The sequence below is a fragment of the Pseudomonas sp. NFACC45 genome, assembly GCF_900113505.1.
Taxonomy (GTDB): Bacteria; Pseudomonadota; Gammaproteobacteria; order Pseudomonadales; family Pseudomonadaceae; genus Aquipseudomonas; species Aquipseudomonas tehranensis.
The window spans coordinates 400,373-422,861 of sequence record NZ_FOPO01000002.1 but is presented as its reverse complement, the minus strand read 5'-3'; the positions used below and the strand labels follow the sequence as shown (position 1 = coordinate 422,861).

At 62.1% G+C, this 22,489-nt stretch carries 21 protein-coding genes; 12 read left to right on the top strand and 9 right to left on the bottom strand.

The window, feature by feature from the left end:
- Genes BM132_RS04760 through sctW form a run of 6 tightly spaced genes read right to left on the bottom strand, consistent with a single transcriptional unit; the run spans window position 1 to window position 6,538 of the window.
- Window positions 1–567, bottom strand: a complete 567-nt coding sequence (locus BM132_RS04760; RefSeq protein ID WP_092453657.1) for a type III secretion system HrpP C-terminal domain-containing protein — start codon at window positions 565–567, stop codon at window positions 1–3.
- Complete coding sequence (locus BM132_RS04755) at window positions 564–1,028, bottom strand: type III secretion protein (RefSeq protein WP_092453655.1); 465 nt, start codon at window positions 1,026–1,028, stop codon at window positions 564–566. Before BM132_RS04755 ends, BM132_RS04760 begins: the two co-directional genes overlap by 4 nt.
- On the bottom strand, window positions 1,015–2,370 hold the full coding sequence (locus BM132_RS04750) for a FliI/YscN family ATPase (protein ID WP_092453653.1): 1,356 nt from the start codon (window positions 2,368–2,370) through the stop codon (window positions 1,015–1,017). Before BM132_RS04750 ends, BM132_RS04755 begins: the two co-directional genes overlap by 14 nt.
- Window positions 2,370–3,314: an FHA domain-containing protein gene (locus BM132_RS04745; protein ID WP_256244131.1), complete on the bottom strand. Its 945-nt coding sequence runs from the start codon at window positions 3,312–3,314 to the stop codon at window positions 2,370–2,372. The genes BM132_RS04750 and BM132_RS04745 overlap by 1 nt, the downstream gene beginning before the upstream one ends.
- Before the next feature lie 12 nt (window positions 3,315–3,326).
- Entirely contained in the window at window positions 3,327–5,420 is a 2,094-nt protein-coding gene (gene sctV / locus BM132_RS04740; protein ID WP_092453651.1) for a type III secretion system export apparatus subunit SctV, read from the bottom strand.
- Window positions 5,417–6,538, bottom strand: a complete 1,122-nt coding sequence (gene sctW, locus BM132_RS04735) for a type III secretion system gatekeeper subunit SctW (protein WP_092453649.1) — start codon at window positions 6,536–6,538, stop codon at window positions 5,417–5,419. The genes sctV and sctW overlap by 4 nt, the downstream gene beginning before the upstream one ends.
- Before the next feature lie 263 nt (window positions 6,539–6,801).
- Here sctW and BM132_RS04730 point away from each other — a divergent pair, with 263 nt between their 5' ends.
- From BM132_RS04730 to BM132_RS04710, 5 genes are all read left to right on the top strand, one after another.
- On the top strand, window positions 6,802–7,359 hold the full coding sequence (locus BM132_RS04730; protein ID WP_092453647.1) for an RNA polymerase sigma factor: 558 nt from the start codon (window positions 6,802–6,804) through the stop codon (window positions 7,357–7,359).
- Complete coding sequence (locus tag BM132_RS04725; RefSeq protein WP_092453645.1) at window positions 7,356–7,922, top strand: GNAT family N-acetyltransferase; 567 nt, start codon at window positions 7,356–7,358, stop codon at window positions 7,920–7,922. Before BM132_RS04730 ends, BM132_RS04725 begins: the two co-directional genes overlap by 4 nt.
- Before the next feature lie 164 nt (window positions 7,923–8,086).
- Window positions 8,087–8,596: a sigma-70 family RNA polymerase sigma factor gene (locus BM132_RS04720; RefSeq protein ID WP_092453643.1), complete on the top strand. Its 510-nt coding sequence runs from the start codon at window positions 8,087–8,089 to the stop codon at window positions 8,594–8,596.
- Window positions 8,596–9,540: a FecR domain-containing protein gene (locus BM132_RS04715; protein ID WP_092453641.1), complete on the top strand. Its 945-nt coding sequence runs from the start codon at window positions 8,596–8,598 to the stop codon at window positions 9,538–9,540. The genes BM132_RS04720 and BM132_RS04715 overlap by 1 nt, the downstream gene beginning before the upstream one ends.
- 67 nt (window positions 9,541–9,607) lie before the next feature.
- Window positions 9,608–12,031, top strand: a complete 2,424-nt coding sequence (locus tag BM132_RS04710; RefSeq protein WP_092453639.1) for a TonB-dependent receptor — start codon at window positions 9,608–9,610, stop codon at window positions 12,029–12,031.
- A gap of 33 nt (window positions 12,032–12,064) precedes the next feature.
- On the opposite strand, the gene BM132_RS04705 is transcribed toward BM132_RS04710, so the two are convergent.
- The 3 genes from BM132_RS04705 to BM132_RS04695 form a co-directional block, all read right to left on the bottom strand.
- The gene (locus tag BM132_RS04705) at window positions 12,065–12,466 is read right to left on the bottom strand and encodes a hypothetical protein (protein WP_092398375.1); all 402 of its coding nucleotides are present in this window, start codon (window positions 12,464–12,466) and stop codon (window positions 12,065–12,067) included.
- A gap of 274 nt (window positions 12,467–12,740) precedes the next feature.
- Complete coding sequence (locus BM132_RS04700) at window positions 12,741–13,220, bottom strand: nuclear transport factor 2 family protein (protein ID WP_092453637.1); 480 nt, start codon at window positions 13,218–13,220, stop codon at window positions 12,741–12,743.
- Window positions 13,221–13,275: 55 nt separating this feature from the next.
- A complete protein-coding gene (locus tag BM132_RS04695) occupies window positions 13,276–13,845 on the bottom strand; it encodes a TetR/AcrR family transcriptional regulator (RefSeq protein WP_092453635.1) in 570 nt (189 codons plus the stop codon).
- Between the two features lie 122 nt (window positions 13,846–13,967).
- Between BM132_RS04695 and pssA the strand changes: the two genes are divergently transcribed.
- The 7 genes from pssA to BM132_RS04660 all read left to right on the top strand — a co-directional run bounded on the left by pssA (window position 13,968) and on the right by BM132_RS04660 (window position 22,266).
- Window positions 13,968–15,311 (top strand): CDP-diacylglycerol--serine O-phosphatidyltransferase, encoded by a 1,344-nt coding sequence (pssA, locus tag BM132_RS04690; RefSeq protein WP_092398369.1) that lies wholly within the window; start codon window positions 13,968–13,970, stop codon window positions 15,309–15,311.
- A gap of 11 nt (window positions 15,312–15,322) precedes the next feature.
- On the top strand, window positions 15,323–16,339 hold the full coding sequence (locus BM132_RS04685) for an AraC family transcriptional regulator (RefSeq protein WP_092453910.1): 1,017 nt from the start codon (window positions 15,323–15,325) through the stop codon (window positions 16,337–16,339).
- Between the two features lie 250 nt (window positions 16,340–16,589).
- Entirely contained in the window at window positions 16,590–18,254 is a 1,665-nt protein-coding gene (locus BM132_RS04680) for an AMP-binding protein (protein ID WP_092453633.1), read from the top strand.
- A 16-nt stretch (window positions 18,255–18,270) separates the two neighbouring features.
- Window positions 18,271–19,032: an SDR family NAD(P)-dependent oxidoreductase gene (locus BM132_RS04675; RefSeq protein ID WP_092453631.1), complete on the top strand. Its 762-nt coding sequence runs from the start codon at window positions 18,271–18,273 to the stop codon at window positions 19,030–19,032.
- Between the two features lie 11 nt (window positions 19,033–19,043).
- The gene (locus tag BM132_RS04670; protein ID WP_092453629.1) at window positions 19,044–20,231 is read left to right on the top strand and encodes an acetyl-CoA C-acyltransferase; all 1,188 of its coding nucleotides are present in this window, start codon (window positions 19,044–19,046) and stop codon (window positions 20,229–20,231) included.
- Between the two features lie 9 nt (window positions 20,232–20,240).
- Window positions 20,241–21,368, top strand: a complete 1,128-nt coding sequence (locus BM132_RS04665) for an acyl-CoA dehydrogenase (protein ID WP_092453627.1) — start codon at window positions 20,241–20,243, stop codon at window positions 21,366–21,368.
- A 124-nt stretch (window positions 21,369–21,492) separates the two neighbouring features.
- Window positions 21,493–22,266: an enoyl-CoA hydratase gene (locus tag BM132_RS04660; RefSeq protein ID WP_092453625.1), complete on the top strand. Its 774-nt coding sequence runs from the start codon at window positions 21,493–21,495 to the stop codon at window positions 22,264–22,266.
- The last annotated feature ends 223 nt before the right edge of the window (window positions 22,267–22,489 follow it).

The following is a 22,489-nucleotide window of genomic DNA, read 5'->3' as shown; positions in this document are numbered from 1 at the left end:
TCAGGGCGCCTCACGACGCAGGCGCAGCCGAACCGATCGCCCCAGCCGATCACTCAGCCATTGGGCGCTACGCTGTTGCTGTTCCTGACAGCGCACGAACGCCGCCTCGCGAACGAACTGCAACACAATCTCCAGGCCTTGCTGGCGTGGCGTGACGCGCACCGTCACCTCGCCCAGATTGGGCAGTTCGATCAGCGCATCAATGGGCTGTTGCCCGGCCTCGCTGAGCGAGTCCTCAATGTGACTCAGCACGGCCTCCCATAGCGCCGCGCTGGACGTTGACGGTGTCTGGGTAGAGGCTGACGAGCCCGGATCCTTGGGATGAGTATCGCTGAAGCCGCCTTGACCGAAGTCGCACACGGTCGGCTGGATGAAATCGCTCAGGGGTTCAAGCCACTGTTCGAAGCACTCGCTCTCGTAACGGATTTCACCGGGCATGTCGCCAAACCGTTCGTGGCGCACCGCAGCGTTGTTCGCCGGCTCCGGCCGGGGGCGGGCGGGGGTATGTGGAGGTTGCGCTGGCGTGGGGCGCGCTGCGGGCTTGAGAGCAGGACGATGGGTGCTCATGAAGCCTCCTGCGTCAGCTCGCTCAGATAATCGAGCTTTTCCACGTCCCGCTGGCGCCGACGAACTTGCTGCTGGCTGTCGTCGGTCCATTGCTGCTGTTGCCGGTGTTGTTCACGCAACGCCTTGAGTTGTGCCTCATGGTGTTCAATGCGGTACAGCGCCCGCTGCTCGTCAGCCAGCCAGTCGTTCATTTCACTGAGGGCCAGGGTCCGATTGGCGTGGCGTTCGCGCTCCCTTTGGCGAGACTGGCGATGGTGCTCGCGCATTTTCAGCAGTTCCTGGCCCATGCTCTCCAGGCGTTGAGCCAGGGCGTCCAGCACATTGCGGTGACGTTGCCAGGCCTGCTCGGCCATGCTCAGGCGATGGCGGCGGATCGGCATGAGCAGGTCCAGGGTCGGCCGCAGGTCAGTGAGTGACGGATCATTGGCCGGTAGCGGGCCGTCGGTATCAGAGTGGGGCATCGGCGGTGACCTGTAGAAGGTGGTTCAGGGTTTCGTCCAGCGATACGGGCGCTCGCAAAGACTGCTGCAAAAATGCCTCGATCCGTGGCCGGGTATTCACCGCACAATCGGTCAGCGGATCGTTGCCGGGCTGGTATTCGCCCAACTTGATCAGCATCTCGACCTGCTGGTAGGCGGCCATCAGTCGACGCAACTGTGTGGCACCGTGCAGCTGTTCGGTTCCCACCACGTTGCTCATCGTGCGGCTGAGGCTGGTGAGGATGTCCACGGCCGGGTAGTGCCCGCGCTCGGCCAGGCGCCGGGAGAGTACGATGTGACCGTCGAGCAGCGAGCGCACTTCATCGGCCACCGGGTCGTTCATCGAGTCCTGCTCGATCAGCACTGAGTACAGCGCCGTGATCACCCCCTGATGAGTGCGGCCGGCGCGTTCAACCAGGCGTGGCAACAGGCTGTACACCGAAGGTGGCAAGCCGCCGCGACCGGCCGGCTCACCGCTGGCCAGGCCGATTTCTCGTTGGGCGCGGGCGAAGCGCGTCAGCGAGTCGATGATCAGCAGGGTAGAGCGCCCTTGGGCGCGAAAGCCCTCGGCAATGGCCGTGGCGGTGAAGGCGGCACGGGCGCGTTCCATGCTGCTGCGGTCGGAGGTGGCACAGACCAGCACGGTGCGGCTGCGCAGTTGTTCATCGAGTTCATGGTCGAGAAACTCCCGCAGTTCGCGGCCGCGTTCGCCAATCAACCCGAACACGATGACTTCGCACGGTGTGTTGCGCGCCAGTTCCGCGAGCAACGTGGTTTTGCCACAACCGGCTCCGGCAAAGATCCCTACCCGCTGACCCTCGCCAAGGGTCAGCAAACCGTCGATGGCCCGCAGCCCCGTGGGCAAGGGGGCTTCGATGCGCGGCCGTTCGGTGGCGGCCGGGGCGTCGCGGATCACGGGTAGCGCCCCCTGTGCACCGGCCGGAGCGAAGGCCTGCGGGCCGTCACCGCTCAACGAGCGTCCGAATCCGTCCAGCACCGTCCCCAGCAAATGCTCTCCCACCAACAGGCTGTGGGGTTGAAACAGCGGCGTAACCGGTGCGCCAATGGCGATGCCGTCCAGCGGGCCGAGGGCCGCCAGCAGCGTCTGTTGCCGATCGAAACCGACAATCTCCGCCATGACCTGGCTGCCGTCGGCGCGCTGGATCTCACACAGATCGCCGATTCGCGCATTGGGCATACGGCAGTGCAACAGAATGCCGCTCACGCCCGAGATACGCCCGCTGACCTGCACCGCAGCGCCGTGTTCGAGGCGCTGTCGATGGGCCTGCTGCCAGCGTTCGAGGCGATCCAGGGCCGCCTGCATCACCAGCTCAACTCAATGCGGCGGTCGCCTTCGAACACCACCTGATGGTCATTGATGTCCACCAGGCGCACGCCGTCGACCTCATCGCCCAGAAACAGTCGTCTCCCATCGCTGGTCAGTACGTTCGGCAGACGCGCATTGCTGATCTGCACGATCTCGAAGGGCAGGATCGGGCTGGCCTCGGGCAGGGCGCTGGCGACCGGGATCGGACTGCGGTACTGGCGCTCGAAGTGCAGCAACATGCGCGCGGTCAACTGCAGCAGGTCGTCTTCATCGAAACGGCCGTGGAGCATCAGTTTGCCGTTTTCCTCCACCACACGGATGCGCGTCTGTAACTCGCGCTCCTTGAGCATGCGTTGCAAGACGTCTTTGACTTGGGCGGTGGATGTGAGCGTCGTTTTGGCTGGAGGGGACGGTTTGATCGGCAGCGGCGCCTGATGGTTGAAGACCCAGAGCAATGTCCCCAGGAACACCGCGAATGCACTGACCAACAGCATCGGCCCGAGCCAGCCACGGGGTGTGCGCGTTGTTGCCGGAGGGCTTGGCGTGTCGCGTTCTGCGCTCAGGGCGGGTAAGGGCGGCGCTAGGCGTTCGTCGGGCCCCGGGCTGTCCGGCTCGGGTGCGTCTTCCGGCCACTCGGTGTTGGCGCTGACCACTGACAACCACACGCCGTTGAGAGCAAACGGTGTGCCCGGCTCAAGACCATCGATGGCGTCGACCCGATGACCTTCGCTGTCCATCACCGCGCCTTCATGGCGCGCCAGGGACCAGGTTTCGTCCACCAGCCGCAGCAGGCAATGACGGTCCTTGATGCCGGGATCGTACAGCGCCAGATCGGCACCACTGGAGGAGCCGATGCTCCATTCTTCGCCCGCCAGCGGCAATGCCGCTCCCCGGTGCAATCCGGTCAAGACGCGCAGTTCGTACATCATTTGGGTGTTCATGGCAGCGCTCCGTCAGGCCAGTACGGCGTAGGCATCATCCAGCTCGATTCGTCCCAACACCTGCACGTGCACCGTGGACAGCAGTTCGGCGAACGAGAGCACCGGGACATGGTTGAATTCGTCATTGAGCAGGCCGTGCAGCGGGCTGCGCAGGTCTTGTGCCACCAGCAGCACCGGTTTTGGCCTGGCCCGCAGGGGGAAGGCGAGGCGCAGTTGTTCCAGCAGCGCGTTGCCGGTCGCAGGTTCCAGGGCGAAGTAGGCTTCGTTCTGGGTCTGGCGCAAGGCATCGCGTAGCAACACTTCGGTTTCCGGGGTGACCAGCCAGGCGTTGAGCGCACCTTGTTCGGCGTGCTGATGGCAGATTTGTGCCTTGAGTGCGATGCGCACGTAATCGGTCAGGGCGTTCAAGTCCCGTTCATGCTGACCCTGCTCGATCAGGGTTTCGGCAATGGGCCTCACCGAGCGCAGCGAGACGAGTTCGGCCGACAACCGTTGCAGCACCGCGGCAAACCGCGCCAGTGGCAGGGTGCGCTGCAGCTCCTGGGCCAGTTCCGGCTGTTCGCTTTCCAGCCAGCCCAGAATGGCCTTGCTCTCTTGCAGCCCGATGAATTGCGGTCCGGTTGCCTGGAAAGCGCGCTCCATGCGTTCGAGGATCAGCTCCTGGGCGCTGATGGCTTCCACCGTGTTCATGCGCAGCATTGAGTGACCGGTTTCAAACCAGACCCAGCGGTTTTCCTCCCGGTCAGGGCGCCCCGCGATGCCGTCATGCAGCTCGCCGGCCTGTTGCGCATCCACGGCCTGGAGGGTGCTGCTGAAGGTGGCGCGTACCAGCGGAACCTCGTAGACGCAGAAACAGAACTCATCGATTTGCAGGTGTTCGTTGAACTCCAGGTCGAAGGAGGGCAGCGTCAGGCCGAACTGATGCACCAGGGTGTTACGTCGCTGGCGGATGCCATGCAATAGCGCTTCAAGCTCCGGCGTGCCCTGGTGACTGGGGTGAAATTGCAGCAGGTAGGCCCGCGATGGGTTGAACCGGCGGATGTCTTCGCGCCCGTTGAGTTCGGGTGCGCCCTTGCTCGCACCGGCGGCGTTGTCTTGCAGTAGCTGCTTCTGACGCACGCGCCACAGTTGCATCAACCCGCTGAACAGGCAGATAAGGCTAATGGTGACAAATACCGGCCCCGGCATGCCGGGAATCGCCGCAAAGCCGAGCATGCCAAGGGAGGAAAACACCCAGGCCTTGGGCTGGCTGGTGAGCTGTTGGGCTATTTCGTTGCCGATATTGGCATCCGGCGCGCTGCTGTCGGGTGCCACGCGGGTGATGATCATGCCGGCGGTGAGGGAGATCAGCAGCGCCGGGATCTGTGCGATCAGACCGTCGCCGATGGTCAGCACCGAATACAGGTGCATGGCGTCGGCGGCCTCCATGCCGTTTTGCAGCACACCGATGGAAAACCCGCCGATCAGGTTGATGAACACGATCACCAGTCCGGCAATGGCATCGCCCTTGACGAACTTCATCGCCCCGTCCATCGCGCCAAACAACTGGCTTTCCTTGGAGAGCTGCTCGCGCCGTTGCCGGGCTTCGCGCACGGTAATCAGGTTGGCCCGCAAATCGCTGTCGATCGACATCTGCTTGCCCGGCATCGCGTCGAGGGTGAAGCGCGCAGCCACTTCGGCCACGCGCTCGGAACCCTTGGTGATGACCAGGAAATTGACGACGGTGAGGATCAGAAAGATCACCAGGCCGACCGCCAGGTTGCCCCCCACCACGAAACTGCCAAAGGCCTCGACGATATGCCCGGCGTCCTGCTGGATCAGGATCAGCCGCGTGGTGGCGATGGACAGCGCCAGGCGGAACATCGTGGTTAACAGCAGCACCGCCGGAAACGTCGAAAACGCCAGTGGTCGGGGCAAATACATCGCCAGGACGATCAGCAGCGAAGAGATACAGATGTTCAGGGCAATCAGCACATCGAGCAGGGCGGTGGGCAGCGGCAGGATCATCATGAACACGATCGCCATGACCATCACCGCACCGACAATTTCAGTACGGCCCATGACGGCCAGGGCCAGCTTGTTGAGCAGGTGAATCAGGCGGTTCATCGCGTCAGGTGTCCTTGCTTCAATCCCGGCTTATCGAAGCCCAGGGCTTGGCGCTCCTGGCGAGCCAGTTCGTCCATGAGGTTGTGCAACAGGCGCAGGCCGTTCTGCCGGGTTTTAAGGTCTTTCCACAACACCAGTGGCAAGCCTTGCAGCAACGGGTACAAACCATTGAGGAATAACGGGTGCAGCGCGCGTGTCGAGCCGACCGCTTCTTCGGTGAGTAGCGTCAGGTCACGAGCAAAAAAACCGTTGCCGCAGAAGCGCAAGACGCGTTTGCCCATCGCCAGTGACGTCAGTTGGGTGCCCGAGTGTTTCAACGCTAGGCGTTTGAGCAAGGCGTCGCAGGTGTACAGCAGATTGCTCAACTGACCGCAGGAGCCCAGCCCACGCAACATCGTACCCAGCACCGCGCCGGGCAATGACGGGGCGAGGGCGGCAAGGTCGTCGGCCAGGGCGCGCTGCAAGGTGCGCAGCCCACGGACGAATTGCTCGTCACTGAAGCGCTCCAGTAATGCTTCGAGCAGGCTGGCCAGCGATTGTTGGCCGACAATGGCCTTGTAGTAGAGCTGACGCATGCTTGCACGCTGTTCCGGATCGCGACTGAACAGGGCGATGGCGCTGGCGGTGTTGAAACCCGCGCGGATCTTGTCGCCGTGCAACTGGCGCAGTTCTTCGATCAGGCTGCGGGCCTGGCTGACGGTGGTTTCGTCGCCTTCTTTCATCGATAGACGCAAAGCCTGCTGCAACAGGATGTCGGTGCGGGCCGGGTCGTTGTCCCCCAGGCTCAGCACGGCGTCCATCGAAGGTTGCTGCTGCAGTTGGATCTGCATGCGCCGGGATTGCTGATCAAGGCTTGGCTGATCGTTGCGATCGAGCAGGCGATACAGCTCGGCCAGTTTCTCGATTCGTTCAATGCGTTGGCCCTGGTTTGGCTGCGCGATGCTGCGCTCGTCCAGGCTTTTGCTGTGTCGCTCCACGCTTTCACTGAACTTGAGCGCCACTTCTTCCATGCCGTCGAGCAGCGGATTGGCGGGCACCGCCGAGGGCATGGGAGGGCCTGCCAACGGGCGGGGGAGGACGTCCAGCGCAATCACATCGTTGTAACTGTTGATCTTCATGAAGGCGCGATTTCCACGGCGGTTGGGTGCCACTGAGTGGTGATTGACGGCGCGTGGTTCCCTCGCTCATGCAAGGTTCGAAAACCGGTGCCAGAACTGGCACGGGCATTTTGTCGAATGTGCAACAAATGGCAAAAAAAGCCTTGGTTCCAAAAATAAATCCTTATAAATCAATGAGGAGTCAATGTAAGCAGGTTGGTACGTTCGCTGCTCTCTGTGTCCCTCGCCATTGTTGGCATAGCCTGAATAACGAGGGATCAAGCATGGAACTGAGCACTGTTCAACAGGAAGCCAAAGTGATTGGCGCTATTGACCTGGACCTGAGCGGACTGGCACGCAGCAGCGAGAAAAAGCTGCGGGGGTTCATTAACAAACGTGTGTTCAACCAGGCCGACGTCGATGACTTGATGCAAATGACCTACCTGGAAGCCTGGCGCAATCGCCACAAGTTCCTCGGCGCGTCCAAGCCGGAAACGTGGTTGTTTGGTATCGCGACCAACCTGATCCGCAATCATTTCAAGACGCTCTACAGCCAGCCGCAGTGCTCGGTGCTGGAGGAGTCGGGCCTCGACAGCCTGGAGCATGATCACGATCCTTGCAGTGTCAGTGATCATCAGCGCCTGTTGAGCCGCACTCTGCAAGCGATGGACGCGCTGTCTGTGGATATGAAGGCAGTGATCGATCTGGTGGTCGATACCGACGTCAGCTACCAGGACGCGGCGTTGCACCTGGGGGTGCCGATCGGTACGGTACGGTCACGCCTGGCCAGGGCCCGCGGGCAATTGAAACAGAGCGTCTACGCCGGGGGAGCCAGCGCATGAACGGGTTCATTGCCAAGTCATTTCCCGAAACCTTGCCCCGCGGCGTCCGGGAGTCGCTGGACAGCGACCTGCCGGCGATGATGGACATCTTCAACGAAACGGCCGGCACCGGTGCCAATTCGCCCGTGACACGGCCCATGACGCTTGAAGAGGTCACGTTCTACATCAACCTGTACAAACGCGACGGCTTGCCGGTGTATGTCCTTGAGCGCGGCGGACAAGTGGTTGGCTGGTTGTCGATCAACCGCTTCAGTTGGGGCACCCAGGCGTGCCGCAACACCGGCGAAACAGCGATCTACGTGCGTGCCGATCGCCATGGTAGCGGCATCGGTGTGCGATTGGGCCATGCCACCGTCGTGCTCGGTCGCCAGTTCGGTCTGGAAACGCTGGTGGCGTGGATCATGGCGGCCAACGTGCCGAGCCAGCACATCGTGCAGTCCATTGGCGCGAAGCTTTGGGCTCGGCTGCCCAACATCGCGCGCTTTGGCGAGGAACGTGCCGACGTGTTGCTTTATGGCTTGCCTCTCTACGAAAACCTTGCGCAAGACGCTTCCCAGGCCTGACTGACAACGGGTGCCCGCAGGTGGGCACCCGTTTGGCGGGGCGGGCAAACATTGATAGGCCAGCGTGCATTTAACAGAGCGGTCGATAAAGAAATTGGATTCGTGCGGGAACATTAATTAGAATCACTCTCATTTAATCGATCTCTTGCACAAGGCTTCTTGACATGTCTGATGCAGCTACGCCAACGGAGCGTTCCTTGCACGCGCTGTACCGAGACCACGGTGGCTGGCTGGAAGGCTGGTTGAGACGACGCATGGGCAACGCCTGGGATGCTGCGGATCTGCGCCAGGATACGTTCCTGCGCGTACTGTCCAGCGCTCAGCCATTGGCCGATCTGCACGAACCACGCGCTTATCTGTTGACAGTCGGCAAGCGTCTGCTGAGCAATTTTTACGCTCGCCGCAATCTGGAGCAGGCCTACCTCGACGCCTTGGCGAGCTTGCCCGAAGCGTGCGCACCCTCACCGGAGCAGCGTTGGTTGCTGCTGGAAACGTTGCAAGCCCTGGATGAATTGCTCGATGGCCTGCCGGCTCTGGTGCGGCGGGCTTTTTTGTGGAGCCAGCTCGAAGGCCTGGGCTACCGAGAGATCGCCGAGCGCATGCAGGTGTCGGAGCGCACCATCAAGCGCTACATGGCCCAGGCTTATGAGCATTGCCTGTTGATGGACTTTTGATGCGCCAGGCCCCTTCGCTTGAAGCTCGTGAAGTCGCTCGGGCGGCGGCTCGCTGGCTGGCCATGATGGAGTCTGGCGGGGATGACTTCGATTGCGCCGCGCTGCAACGCTGGCGCGACAGCAGCGCCCAGCACGAGGCGGCCTGGCAAAAAGCCCAGCGATTGCGCCAGCGTTTCGCCGGGGTGCCGCCATCGTTGGGCATGGCGACCCTGGATCGCCCGGCATTGCCCCGTCGGGCGGTGCTCAAGCGCGCGCTCGGTGTTGCCGCCTTGGTGCCCACGGCCTGGTGGCTGGGGCGAGAGCTGCCGCTGGAGGTCTGGCGCGCCGACCTGCACACAGCCACGGGCGAACAGCGGCGCTGGTCGCTGGCCGACGGCAGCGCCTTGCAGTTGAACACCGACAGCGCCCTGGACCTGGACCTCAAGGCTCGACGCCTGGTGCTGGTGCAAGGGGAGATGGCCCTCAACGTCCCGGGGGCTGCGCCATTGGCCATTCAGGCACCGTTCGGCCTGATCTCCGTCAGCCGTAGCGAGGTCTGCGTACGTCTGAGTGAGCGCAGTTGCCGGGTGTCGGTCCTCAGTGGTTCGGTGCAACTGCAACCGCTGCGCGGGCCAATGCTGACGCTCAAGGAAGGCGAGCAGGTCAACCTCTTGGCCTCGGGCGCAGGACCTGTGGGGGCGTTCGACGTAGCGCAGTTGGGTTGGCGTGACGGTGTGCTTGTGGCGCAGAACCAGCCGCTGGGGGATTTTCTCCGTGAACTGGGCCGTTATCGCTCAGGTTTATTGCGTTGGGACCCCGCCCTGGAGTCGCTGCGGGTGACCGGCAGCTTCCGTCTGGAAAACACCGATCGCATCCTCGCGTTGCTCTCGGCCAGCCTGCCGGTGCACGTGCAAATGCGCACCCGATACTGGGTCACATTGACGCTTCGCAAAAATACTGTCTGACGCCTGTCCCCTTTTTTTGTCTCGCTTGTCATTCAAGGCAACTGAACAAAAATGAGAGCTCCCCCCAATGTCCGCAGTCGTACCTTTGCGTTTTCGCCCGGCCTTTGCCGACCGGCGTGCGCTGTTGAACCTGAGCCTCGTGCTAAGCCTGAGCGCCAGTCCATTGTTCATGTCCTCCAGCCAGGCCGAAGAAGCTGCTCGACGCAGCTATCAGGTGCCGGCCGGCAGCCTCAGCGCCGCGCTGACCCGGTTCGCCGGCCTGGCGGGTGTCAACCTGTCGGTCGACCCGGCCCTGGTGAACGGGCGTAACAGCGCCGGTCTGTCGGGTGAGTATGCCGTGGAGGAGGGCTTTGCCCGACTGTTGCAGGGCTCGGGTCTGCAACTGCAGCCAGTGGGCGAGCAGGCTTACATCCTGACTCCGGCCCCGGAAGGCAGCAGCTTGCAACTGGCTCCCACCTCGATCAAGGGGGCCACGAGCCTGGCGCAGGGCGAACCCTATGCCGGGGGCCAGGTGGCGCGCCGCGGCTCGCAAGGCTTGCTCGGGTCGCGGGATTTCATGGAAACCCCGTTCAGCATGACCACCTATACCAGCGAAGTGGTCAAGAACCAGCAGGCTCGTACCCTGGGCGACCTGATCGCCAGCGACCCTTCGGTTCGCGCCACCAATCCGGCGGGCGGGCGTTTCGAGCAGTTCACCATTCGTGGTTTCAGTCTGTTCAACAGTGACGTCGCCTACAACGGCCTCTACGGTATCCTGCCGACCTATTCGATCGACATGGAGATGGCCGACCGCGTCGACATCATCAAGGGCCCGACCCAGCTCATCAACGGCGTCTCGCCACGTGGCAGCGTGGGGGGCGGGATCAATGTGGTGCCCAAGCGGGCCACCGACAAGCCCATCACTTCGTTCACGGGCAGCTACGCCTCCAACAACCAGCTCGGCGGTGCCGTGGATGTCGCCCGGCGTTTTGGTGAAGACAACAAGTTCGGCGTTCGTTTCAACGGCGTGAAGCAGTCCGGCGACACCGAATGGGATCACCAGAGTGTCGACCGCGACATGGCCGTGCTGGGCCTGGATTTTCGTGGCGAGCGTTTGCGCCTCTCGACGGACATCGGGCGCACCGAGCGCGATACCGACGCGCCGCAGGAGCGCGTACTGGTCGGTGCCAACGCACAGGTCCCGCATGCCAGCGATGTGCGCCGCAACTACGCTCAGCGCTGGAGCAAGGCACGTACACAGGACACTTTCGGTACAGTCAATGCCGAATACGATGTCAACGATTCGGTGATGCTGTACGGCGGCGCAGGGGCGCGCAAAAGTGATCATGACTTCCTGCGCCATAACGTTTCGGTCAGCAACGACGCGGGCGATTTCAGCGTTCAACCCCGCGACTTTACCCGGGATGAAAATGTCCGCACGGCCACGGCCGGGGTACGCAACTGGTTTCATACCGGCCCGGTGAGCCATGAGATCAACCTGGCCGCCAGCTATTTCTACATGGACTTCACCAATGGCGGCGCGCGTTATGCTTCGTCTCCGAGCAACCTGTATGACCCGGTGCAAACGCCGACGCCGGGAGACCCCACGCGACAGGACAACAAGGTCTATACCGAAAACCGCTCCACCGGCGTAGCATTGTCCGACACCCTGGGTTTCTTCGATGATCGGCTGCTATTGACCCTGGGCACCCGCTGGCAGCGGATCAAGGTTGACGACTGGACGGATAACGTCAAAGGCGCCACCGCGTACGACGAGGAAAAGATGTCGCCGTCGGGCGGGATCCTGTTCAAGGCCACCGATAAGCTGTCGCTGTATGCCAACTACATGGAAGGTTTGAGCCAGGGCAAGATCGCGCCATCGACCTCGGTCAACGAGGACGAAATATTCCCGCCGTTCATCAGTCGTCAGGTCGAGGTCGGTGCCAAATATGACGCGGGTGCGCTCGCCGTCACCGCCGCCGTTTTCCGGATCAAGCAGCCTGCCTATGCGACCGACGCCACGACCCGTGTTTTCGGTCCGAACGGCAAACGTGAGAACACCGGGGTTGAGTTGAACATGTTTGGTGAGCCGCTCAAGGGGTTGCGTTTGCTCGGCGGGGTCATGTACATCGACAGCGAGTTGACCGACACCACCAATGGCACCTTCGATGGCAATCGGGCGCCGGCCACGCCCAAATACAACCTCAACCTGGGCGCCGAGTGGGATGTGCCGACCGTGCAGGGCCTGACCCTGACCAGCCGCGCCATCCACTCCAGCGCCCAGTACCTGGACCAGTCCAACACCAAGGAAATCGATTCCTGGGAGCGTTTGGATGTGGGCGCGCGCTACGCGTTCAAGGTGGACCAGAAGAACATCACCCTGCGTGCCAATGTCGAGAACGTCGCGGACAAGCGCTACTGGAGTTCCGCCGGCGCCTCGGATGACAGTGAGGCAGGCTTGACGCTGGCAACGCCGCGCACTTACCTGCTTTCGGCCACCGTGGACTTCTAGGCCGGTGTGCAGCTTCAGGGATGAAGCTGTTTTTCAGGCGTCACGGAACAGGTCGTGGGCATCAAGCAGTCGCCAGGCGATTTCGGGACGTTTTTCCAACCCGCGTCGAATGGCGGTGGGGATCGACTGGCGAATCTTGCGGCACAGGCCGGGCTGTGCCTGGAACTCGATGGCGATGCCGCGCATGGTGCGCACTTCGTTGTAGCCCGGTTCGACGGTCAGGCGGATTCCGAGGTTCTCGTACATACGCTGCTGCAACCGTTGGAGTTCGTCCAGGCTCTGGATATTTTCCAGCCGTTCGAGCAGGCGTTTTTCTTCCTGGCGGTTAAAGCAAAGGATGCGCAGGTCACTGCCCGGGGTTTGCAGCAACACATCACGCCCGCAGTCACAGACACCAGGCGGGCAGGGGGGACGGATTGGAATCGACGCAGTCATGGGCTCCACAGGTCAGCAACAATCGAACCGCCCCTGAATGTCTCGGCGGTCCAGGCAATGTGATGCTTGACGGCATGCCGGTCAACCCTAGTGAGTGGCCGCTTGTCTAGCGCCGTTGCGAGCGGGCGCTGGGCCGAGCCCCGCAGCACCCATGTAGGAGCGGGCTTGCTCGCGAAAGCGGTGCTTCAGCGGGTAGTAATGCTGGATGAGCAACCGTCTTCGCGAGCAAGCCCGCTCCCACAAGGTTTCTGTTGCCTATACAAATGCTGTGGGCTTACAGCCCCAGGTCAGACAGCCCCGGATGATCATCCGGCCGGCGCCCCAGCGGCCAATGGAATTTGCGTTCGCTTTCCTGGATCGGCATGTCGTTGATGCAGGCGTAGCGGTTGGACATCAACCCTTGCTCGTCAAACTCCCAGTTTTCATTGCCGTAGGAACGGAACCAGTTGCCCGAATCGTCGTGCCATTCGTAGGCGTAGCGCACGGCGATACGGTTGCCGGTGAAGGCCCACAGTTCCTTGATCAGCCGGTAGTCCAGTTCCTTGGCCCATTTGCGGGTCAAAAATGCCTTGGCCTCTTCGCGGCTATGGGCGAATTCGGCACGGTTGCGCCATTGAGTGTCCAGCGTATAGGCCAGGGACACCCGTTGCGGGTCGCGGGAGTTCCAGCCGTCTTCGGCCAGGCGGACTTTTTCAATGGCCGATTCACGGGTGAACGGCGGCAGCGGCGGACGAACTTCAGCAGTGGATGACATGGCAGATCTCCAGTGAGTGATTGAGCAAGTGGCACAGCGGTTTACAGGAAACAGGTTATTCAGTGTCGGCCAATAAAGACTTGAGTATGTTTTGGGCCTGGTCGGCGGCGCTGTGATCGCCCATGACCAGTGCGACGGTAATGGCGCCATCGATCAGGATCAGTAACTGTCGGGCCAAGGCGTCCGGGCGCTCGACGCCTTGTTCTGTGCACAGCCGGGTTACATAATCGAGCAACTTCTGTTTATGCAATTTGGCGACCTGGCGGACCGGGTTCTGTGGGTCGCCGGTTTCGCCACTGGTGTTGATGAATGCACAGCCGCGGAAGCCTTCGCTGTCGAACCAGGCTTTGAGCACGGTAAACAGGTTGAGCAGCCGGGCGCGCGGAGTAGGGGCCTTGTCGACCTCACTGCTGAACCAGTGCATCCAGCGCTCGTCACGCCGCTGGAGGGCGGCCACGATCAGATCGTCCTTATTGGTAAAGTAGCGATAGATACTTTTTCTGGAGACGCCGGCGGTTTTCACCAGCAGATCCATGCCGGTGGCCGCGATGCCACTTTTATAGATCAACTTTTCGGCGACATCGAGAATAATGTCTCGGGTCTCATTGCTATTGATTTCATTCATGGCGCCAACAGTAGAACGATCGTTCTCCTTGGTCAAATTGTTTTTTCATGACGCCCTGAAGACCCGAACCCATCGATGGTGTAAGCTCAACCATTCTTCGGATTCGACCTTTTGCGAGCCCTATGCCGTCGCTTTTCAAACGCCCCTTGCTGCCTAAGCTACGCAGCTTTGCACTGACCGCCGATGCCGTGACCATCCTCGATGGCGCAGCCCAGTTCCGCCGTTGCCTGCTGGAGAAAATCGCCCAGGCCACCCAGCGCATCTACATCGTCGCCCTGTACCTGCAAGAGGACGAGGCCGGGCAGGAAATCCTCGATGCCTTGCACGCCGCCAAGGCCAAGCGTCCGGAACTGGACGTGGTCGTGGTGGTGGACTGGCTGCGGGCCCAGCGCGGGCTGATTGGTGCCAAGAAGCAGCCGGGCAATTCGGCGTGGTATCAGGAGCAGACCCGCACTCACGCCAGCGAAGTGCCGATCTACGGTGTGCCGGTGCAGACCCGCGAGTTGTTCGGTGTGCTGCACCTCAAGGGTTTCGTGATCGACGACTGTGTGCTTTACAGCGGCGCCAGCCTCAATAACGTCTACCTGCACAAGTTCGACAAGTACCGCTACGACCGCTACCACCTGTTGCGAAATGAGGCGCTGGCCGATTCGATGCAGCACCTGATACAGCATGGTTTGATTGCTTCCAGCGCTGTGCATCGTCTGGATTTGCCGAACCTGCCCAGCACCCGCAGCCTGCGCAAGGACATCGGCGATCTGCGCAGCCGGCTCAAGTACGCAGCGTATGACACGCAGGCCGGCAGCCTCGACAGGAGCGGCCTGTCGGTGAGCCCGTTGCTGGGCGTGGGCAAGAACAATCCGTTGAGCCGGGTGATCGGTGAATTGATTGCCAGCAGCCGCCGGCAACTGACCATCTGCACGCCGTACTTCAACCTGCCCCTGGGGGTGACCCGGGAGATCAATCGCGCGCTGGCTCGCGGGGTCAAGATCGACATTATCGTCGGCGACAAAACCGCCAATGACTTCTACATGCCGCCCAGTGAGCCGTTCAAGATCATCGCCGCGCTGCCCTATCTCTACGAAATCAGCCTGCGACGCTTCGCCAAGCGGCATCAGCGCTACATCGACAGCGGCCAGTTGAACCTGCACCTGTGGCGTGACGGCGACAACACCTATCACCTCAAGGGCATGTGGATCGACGAGCGCTACACGTTGTTGACCGGCAATAACCTCAACCCGCGAGCGTTTCGCCTGGACCTGGAAAACGCGTTGTTGCTGGATGACCCCAAGGGCGAGCTACTGGGGCCACGCCAGGCCGAGCTTGAGCAGATTTACCAGCACACCCGGCGCATCGATCGATATCTGGACCTGGAAACCCTGCCGGACTATCCCGCCGCAGTCGCCAGGTTTCTGAAACGGGTCAGCCGGGTGCGGATAGAGCGGCTGCTTTACCGGATCCTGTGAAAGCCCGTGCCATGTCGGAAAAAGACACCATCTCCATCCAGTTGGTGCGTGAGGCGCTGCTGCAAAGCTGCGCCCCTGGGCCGGCCACCGATGAAGTGCTGAGCAAGGTCGGTATCGATCCAGGATTGCTCGACAACCCCCAGGCGAGGGTCCCGGCCCACGCCTATGCGCGGCTCTGGCGTTTGCTGGCCAGGCGCCTGGATGACGAGTTTTTCGGCATGGATGGGCGCAAACTCAAGTCGGGCAGCCTGGCCTTTCTTTGCCAATGCGCCATGGCCCAGCCGACGTTGGCGGGCGGGTTGACCGTGGGGCTTGGGTTCCTCTCGCTGATGTTCGAACAGTTGCCGGCCCAGTGGAGCCGCCAGCAGAGCCTGGCGGAGATCGTCCTGCTGGAGGACGATCAGGACCCGCGCCGGGCCTTCACCTATTTCACCTACTGGATGATTGTTCATGGCGTGGCCTGTTGGCTGGCCGGGCGGCGTATACCGATTCTTTCCATTGAGTTGCGTTGCCCGGAACCGGATTTCTGCGACGACTATCGTGTGATGTTCTCGCGGAACCTGCGCTTTGACCGGCCCCGCACCCGGATGATCTTCTCCGCCGAATGCCTGGACCTGCCCATCCGACGCAGCACCGAGGAACTCAACCGCTTTCTGGCCCAGGCACCGGCCAACATCCTGGTCAAGTATCGCGACCCGCAAAGCCTTGCCAGCCGCATCCGGCACGACCTGCGCCAGTTACCGCCCGAGCAGTGGCCGGAGACCGAGGCTCTGGCCCAGCAATTGTGTGTTTCGGCCTCGACCCTGCGCCGCCGCTTGGCGGAGGAGGGCCAGACGTATCAAGGGCTCAAGGACAGTGTGCGCAAGGAGTTGGCCATCAACTGGCTAGCCGAACCTTCCATCAGCTTCGTGGAAATCGCCGCGCGCCTGGGGTTTGCCGATGCCAGTTCTTTTTACAAGGCGTTTCGCAAGTGGTCCGGGTCCAATCCGGGACATTATCGCAGCCTGATCCTCAACGATCCTGGCTGATCCGGCATGTGGGTTGGCTGGGTTGACGCTATCGCGGGCAAGCCTTGCTCCCACATAGAGGTCGCATTGCCCCGGTGGGAGCGAGCTTGCTCGCGATAGCGGCCTCTCAGACTCCAGATCACCCAACCATGGCCAAACCAGTCAAGCAACTTGATAGCTTTGACCATTGCCGCCCAAGCCCTTCGGCGCGAGTATTTCCCTGCTGTTTACGGTTCCCCCAACCAATAAAAAGTACAGAGGGATTCTGGTCATGCGCGATTACTCGTCCGCCACGTCACAGTTCGATTACCTGCACACCGTCAATACCGCACTGCACGGCTCGCTCGAGGCGCTGAACGCCTGTGTCGAGTGTTGCGACCGGCATGCGTTGCCGGGGCGCATTGCCTTGTTCTGGGAGGGCCGTGACGGCAGCGATGCGACCTGGACTTACCGTGACCTGCAGGATAACGCCGCGCGTTTTGCCAATTTCCTCCTGGCCCAAGGCGTGGGCAAGGGTGACAAGGTGGCCGGCCTGCTGCCGCGCACCGCTGAACTGCTGATCGTGGTACTCGCCACCTGGCGCATCGGCGCGGTGTATCAGCCGCTGTTCACTGCATTCGGCCCCAAGGCCATCGAACATCGCCTGGGCAGCTCAGGCGCGCGTGTTGTGGTCACCGACGCGGTCAATCGTCCCAAACTCAACGATGTTGCCGATTGCCCCACAGTGGTCACCGTCGGCAGCGCAAAAGGCCAGGGCATCGTTCGCGGCGATTACAGTTTCTGGGCAGAAGTGGCGAACCATGCAAACCAGTGCGAACCGGTGATGCTCAGTGGCGAGGACCCGTTCCTGCTGATGTTTACCTCCGGCACCACCGGGCCGGCCAAGGCGCTGTCGGTGCCGCTCAAGGCCATCGTCGCATTCCAGAACTACATGCGTGACGCCGTGGACCTGCGTCCCGAAGACGCCTTCTGGAACGTCGCTGACCCGGGCTGGGCCTATGGCATCTACTTCGGTGTGACCGGCCCTCTGGCGATGGGGCATCCCATCACGTTCTACGATGGGCCGTTCACCCTGGAAAGCACTTGCCGAGTCATCAACAAGTACGGCATCACCAACCTCGCCGGTTCACCCACCGCCTATCGTTTGCTAATCGCTGGGGGCGAGCAGTTCGCCCGCTCGATCAAGGGCACGCTGCGCGTGGTCAGCAGCGCCGGCGAGCCGCTGAACCCGGAGGTCATCCGCTGGTTTGCCGACAACCTGAACGTGGTGATCCACGATCACTACGGCCAGACCGAACTGGGCATGGTGCTGTGCAATCACCACGGGCTGGAGCATCCGGTGCACCTGGGCGCGGCCGGTTTTGCCTCGCCGGGCCACCGGATCGTGGTGCTGGATGAAAATAACCGTGAATTGGGCGTGGGCCAGCCGGGCATTCTCGCCGTCGACCGCAGCCAGTCGCCGATGTGCTGGTTCGCCGGTTATGTGGGCGGGCCCACCAAGGCTTTCGTCGGCGATTATTACCTGAGCGGCGACACCGTTGAGTTCAACCCCGATGGCAGTATCAGCTTCGTCGGCCGCAGCGACGACGTGATCACCACTTCCGGCTATCGCGTCGGCCCGTTCGACGTGGAAAGCGCACTGATCGAACACCCGGCCGTGGTCGAGGCTGCGGTGGTCGGCAAGCCCGATCCCGAGCGCACCGAACTGGTGAAAGCCTTCGTGGTGCTCGGCGCCCAATACCGCGCCGCGCCGGAGCTGGCCGAAGAACTGCGCCAGCACGTGCGTAAGCGCCTCGCCGCTCATGCCTATCCCCGTGAAATCGAATTTGTCAGTGATTTGCCGAAAACCCCAAGCGGCAAATTGCAGCGCTTTATCTTGCGCAATCAGGAAGTCGCCAAGGCCCAAGAAGCCGCGGCGCATAACGTTTCAGCTTGAATCCAAGGAAACCATGATGCAGATCGACAACAAGATTTTCCTCGTCAGCGGTGGCGCGTCCGGCCTCGGCGCGGCCACCGGCGAGATGCTGGTCAAGGCCGGCGCCAAGGTGATGCTGGTGGATCTCAATGCCGAAGCCGTGGCTGCCCAGGCGCAAAAGCTTGGGTGCCAAAGCGTGGTGGCGGATATCAGTGACGAGGCGGCTGCGGCTGCGGCGGTCAAGGCCACCGTGGATGCGTTCGGCGGCCTCAACGGCCTGGTGAACTGCGCCGGCATCGTGCGCGGCGAAAAGATCCTCGGCAAGAACGGCCCACACGCGCTGGCCAGCTTCAGTCAGGTGATCAACGTCAACCTGATCGGCAGCTTCAATTTGCTGCGTCTGGCCGCCGCCGGCATCAGTGAAACCGAGGCCGATGCTGACGGTGAACGTGGTGTGATCATCAACACCGCTTCGGTGGCGGCCTTCGACGGCCAGATCGGCCAGGCAGCCTACGCGGCCTCCAAAGGCGCCATCGCCAGCCTGACCCTGCCGGCCGCCCGGGAACTGGCGCGCTTCGGCATCCGTGTGATGACCATCGCCCCAGGTATTTTCGAAACCCCGATGATGGCCGGCATGACACCCGAAGTACGCGACTCCCTGGCCGCCGGCGTGCCGTTTCCACCGCGCCTGGGCAAACCGGCCGAGTACGCGGCGCTGGTCAGGCATATCATTGAAAACACCATGCTCAACGGTGAGGTGATCCGTCTCGACGGCGCCTTGCGTATGGCTGCCAAGTAGGAGCAACTGTCATGTCCCATGATCCGATTGTTATCGTCAGCGCCGTCCGCACCCCCATGGGCGGCTTTCAAGGTGAACTGAAAAGCCTCAGCGCCCCGCAACTGGGAGCCGCTGCCATTAAAGCTGCCGTGGAGCGGGCCGGTATTGCGCCTGATGCGGTGGAAGAAGTGCTGTTTGGCTGTGTGCTCGCGGCAGGCCAGGGCCAGGCCCCGGCGCGCCAGGCCGCGCTGGGGGCTGGGCTCGACAAGTCGACCCGCTGCACCACGCTCAACAAGATGTGTGGTTCGGGCATGGAAGCGGCAATTCTCGCCCATGACATGCTGATCGCCGGCAGCGCCGAGGTGGTCGTGGCTGGCGGCATGGAAAGCATGTCCAACGCACCGTATCTGCTCGACCGTGCCCGCAGCGGTTTGCGCATGGGCCACGGCAAGGTGCTCGACCATATGTTCCTCGATGGCCTGGAAGATGCCTACGACAAGGGCCGCCTGATGGGCACCTTTGCCGAAGATTGCGCTGAAGCCAACGGTTTCAGTCGCCAAGCCCAGGATGCCTTCGCCATCGCCTCCACCACCCGCGCCCAACAGGCGATCAAGGACGGCAGTTTCGACGCCGAGATCGTGCCGTTGCAGGTCATGGTCGGCAAGGAACAGGTCACCGTGTGCCACGATGAGCAGCCGCCCAAGGCCCGCCTGGACAAGATCGCCTCGCTCAAACCGGCGTTCCGTGAGGGCGGAACGGTGACCGCAGCCAATGCCAGTTCCATCTCTGACGGTGCCGCAGCCCTGGTCCTGATGCGCCAGAGCCAGGCCCGGGAGCGAGGTTTGAAGCCGTTGGCGGTGATTCACGGCCACGCCGCGTTTGCCGACACCCCGAGCCTGTTCCCCACCGCCCCCATCGGCGCGGTGAAGAAACTGATGGACAAAACCGGTTGGTCGCTCGACGACGTGGAGCTGTTTGAAATCAACGAGGCTTTCGCGGTAGTAGCGTTGGCGACCATGGGCGCGCTGGAGATCCCCCATGACAAGGTCAACGTCCATGGCGGCGCCTGCGCGTTGGGCCACCCCATCGGTGCGTCGGGCGCGCGGATCCTGGTGACGCTGCTTTCGGCCCTGCGCCAGAAAGGCCTCAAGCGTGGCGTCGCAGCCATCTGCATCGGTGGCGGCGAAGCCACGGCCATGGCCGTTGAATGCCTGTATTAAGGAATCGACATGCTCCCGACTGAAGAACAGACGCAAATCAGCGACATGGCCCGAGACTTCGCCCAGGAACGCTTGAAACCGTTCGCCGCCGAGTGGGACCGTGAGCACCGCTTCCCGAAAGAAGCCATCGGCGAGATGGCCGAGCTGGGGTTCTTCGGCATGCTCGTGCCGGAACAGTGGGGCGGTTGCGACACCGGTTACCTGGCCTACGCCATGACCCTGGAAGAAATCGCCGCCGGCGACGGTGCGTGCTCGACGATCATGAGCGTGCACAATTCGGTGGGCTGTGTGCCGATTCTCAAGTATGGCAACGACGACCAGAAAGAACGTTTCCTCAAGCCGCTGGCCAGCGGCGCGATGCTGGGCGCCTTTGCCTTGACCGAGCCCCAGGCCGGTTCCGACGCCAGCGGTCTGAAGACCCGCGCCAAGCTGAATGGCGACCACTACCTGCTCAATGGCTGCAAGCAGTTCATCACCTCCGGGCAGAACGCCGGGGTGGTGATTGTGTTTGCGGTGACCGATCCGAGCGCCGGCAAGCGCGGCATCAGTGCGTTCATCGTGCCCACCGATTCGCCGGGCTACAGCGTGGCGCGGGTCGAAGACAAGCTTGGTCAGCACGCTTCCGACACCTGCCAGATCCTGTTCGAGGATGTGCGTGTTCCGGTGGGCAACCGCTTGGGAGAGGAGGGCGAGGGTTACAAGATCGCTTTGGCAAATCTGGAAGGCGGGCGGGTCGGCATTGCGGCGCAGTCCGTGGGCATGGCCCGCGCGGCGTTCGAAGCGGCCCGCGACTATGCTCGCGAGCGGCAAAGTTTCGGCAAACCGATCATCGAGCACCAGGCCGTGGCGTTCCGCCTGGCGGACATGGCGACCCAGATCGCCGTGGCGCGGCAAATGGTGCATTACGCCGCTGCTTTGCGCGACAACGGCCAGCCGGCGTTGGTGCAAGCGTCCATGGCCAAGCTGTTCGCCTCGGAAATGGCCGAAAAAGTCTGCTCCATGGCGTTGCAAACCCTGGGCGGTTACGGTTACCTCAACGACTTCCCGCTGGAGCGCATCTACCGCGACGTTCGGGTCTGCCAGATCTACGAAGGCACCAGCGACATTCAGCGCATGGTCATTTCGCGCAATCTTTGAACAGCGCTTTCGTAGGCGCTGCCCAAGACTGCGATCTTTTGATTCTGGTCTTTTAAAAGATCGCAGCCTTCGGCAGCTCCTACGGGGGATCGATAAATATACAAATGCTTAACAGGAGTCCTGCATGAGCTACGAAACGATTTTATTGGAGATCAAGGACCGCGTTGGCCTGATCACCCTCAACCGTCCCCAGGCGTTGAACGCCTTGAACGCGCAGATCGTCAGCGAGCTGAACCAGGCGCTGGATACGCTGGAGGCTGATCCGAAGATTGGTTGCATCGTGCTGACTGGCTCGAAAAAAGCCTTTGCCGCCGGTGCCGATATCAAAGAGATGGCAGAGCTGACCTATCCGCAGATTTACCTCGATGACCTGTTCAGCGACAGCGACCGAGTGGCCAACCGGCGCAAGCCGATCATCGCGGCGGTGAACGGGTTTGCCTTGGGCGGTGGTTGCGAACTGGCGTTGATGTGCGACTTTATCCTGGCCGGTGACAATGCCAAGTTCGGCCAGCCGGAAATCAACCTTGGGGTGCTACCGGGCATGGGTGGCACCCAGCGCCTGACTCGCGCAGTGGGCAAAGCCAAGGCCATGGAAATGTGCCTGACCGGCCGCTTTATCGATGCAGTGGAGGCCGAGCGTTGCGGCATTGTCGCGCGCATCGTGCCGGCCGATGAATTGCTCGACGACGCGCTGAAAACCGCCGCTCTGATTGCCTCCAAGTCAGTGCCCATCAGCATGATGGTCAAGGAGAGTGTCAACCGCGCCTTTGAAGTCAGCCTGTCCGAAGGTGTGCGTTTCGAGCGCCGGGTCTTTCATGCGGCATTCGCCACGCATGATCAGAAGGAAGGCATGGCGGCGTTCGTGGCCAAGCGGGCGCCGGAGTTTCAGGACAAGTAATGCGGCGTCTTCATTGACGCCATCGCGAGCAGGCTCGCTCCCACAGCGTGCCGGAGGTGTCCGCAGCATTGACGTACGCCACCGAAACCCTGTGGGAGCGGGCTTGCCCGCGAAGACGCCGGCACATCCAGCGTAGAAGTGACTGAACCACCGCTTTCGCGAGCAAGCCCGCTCCCACAGTGGGTCTCTGGTGTACTCAGCATTTGCGTTCGCCACCGGACCT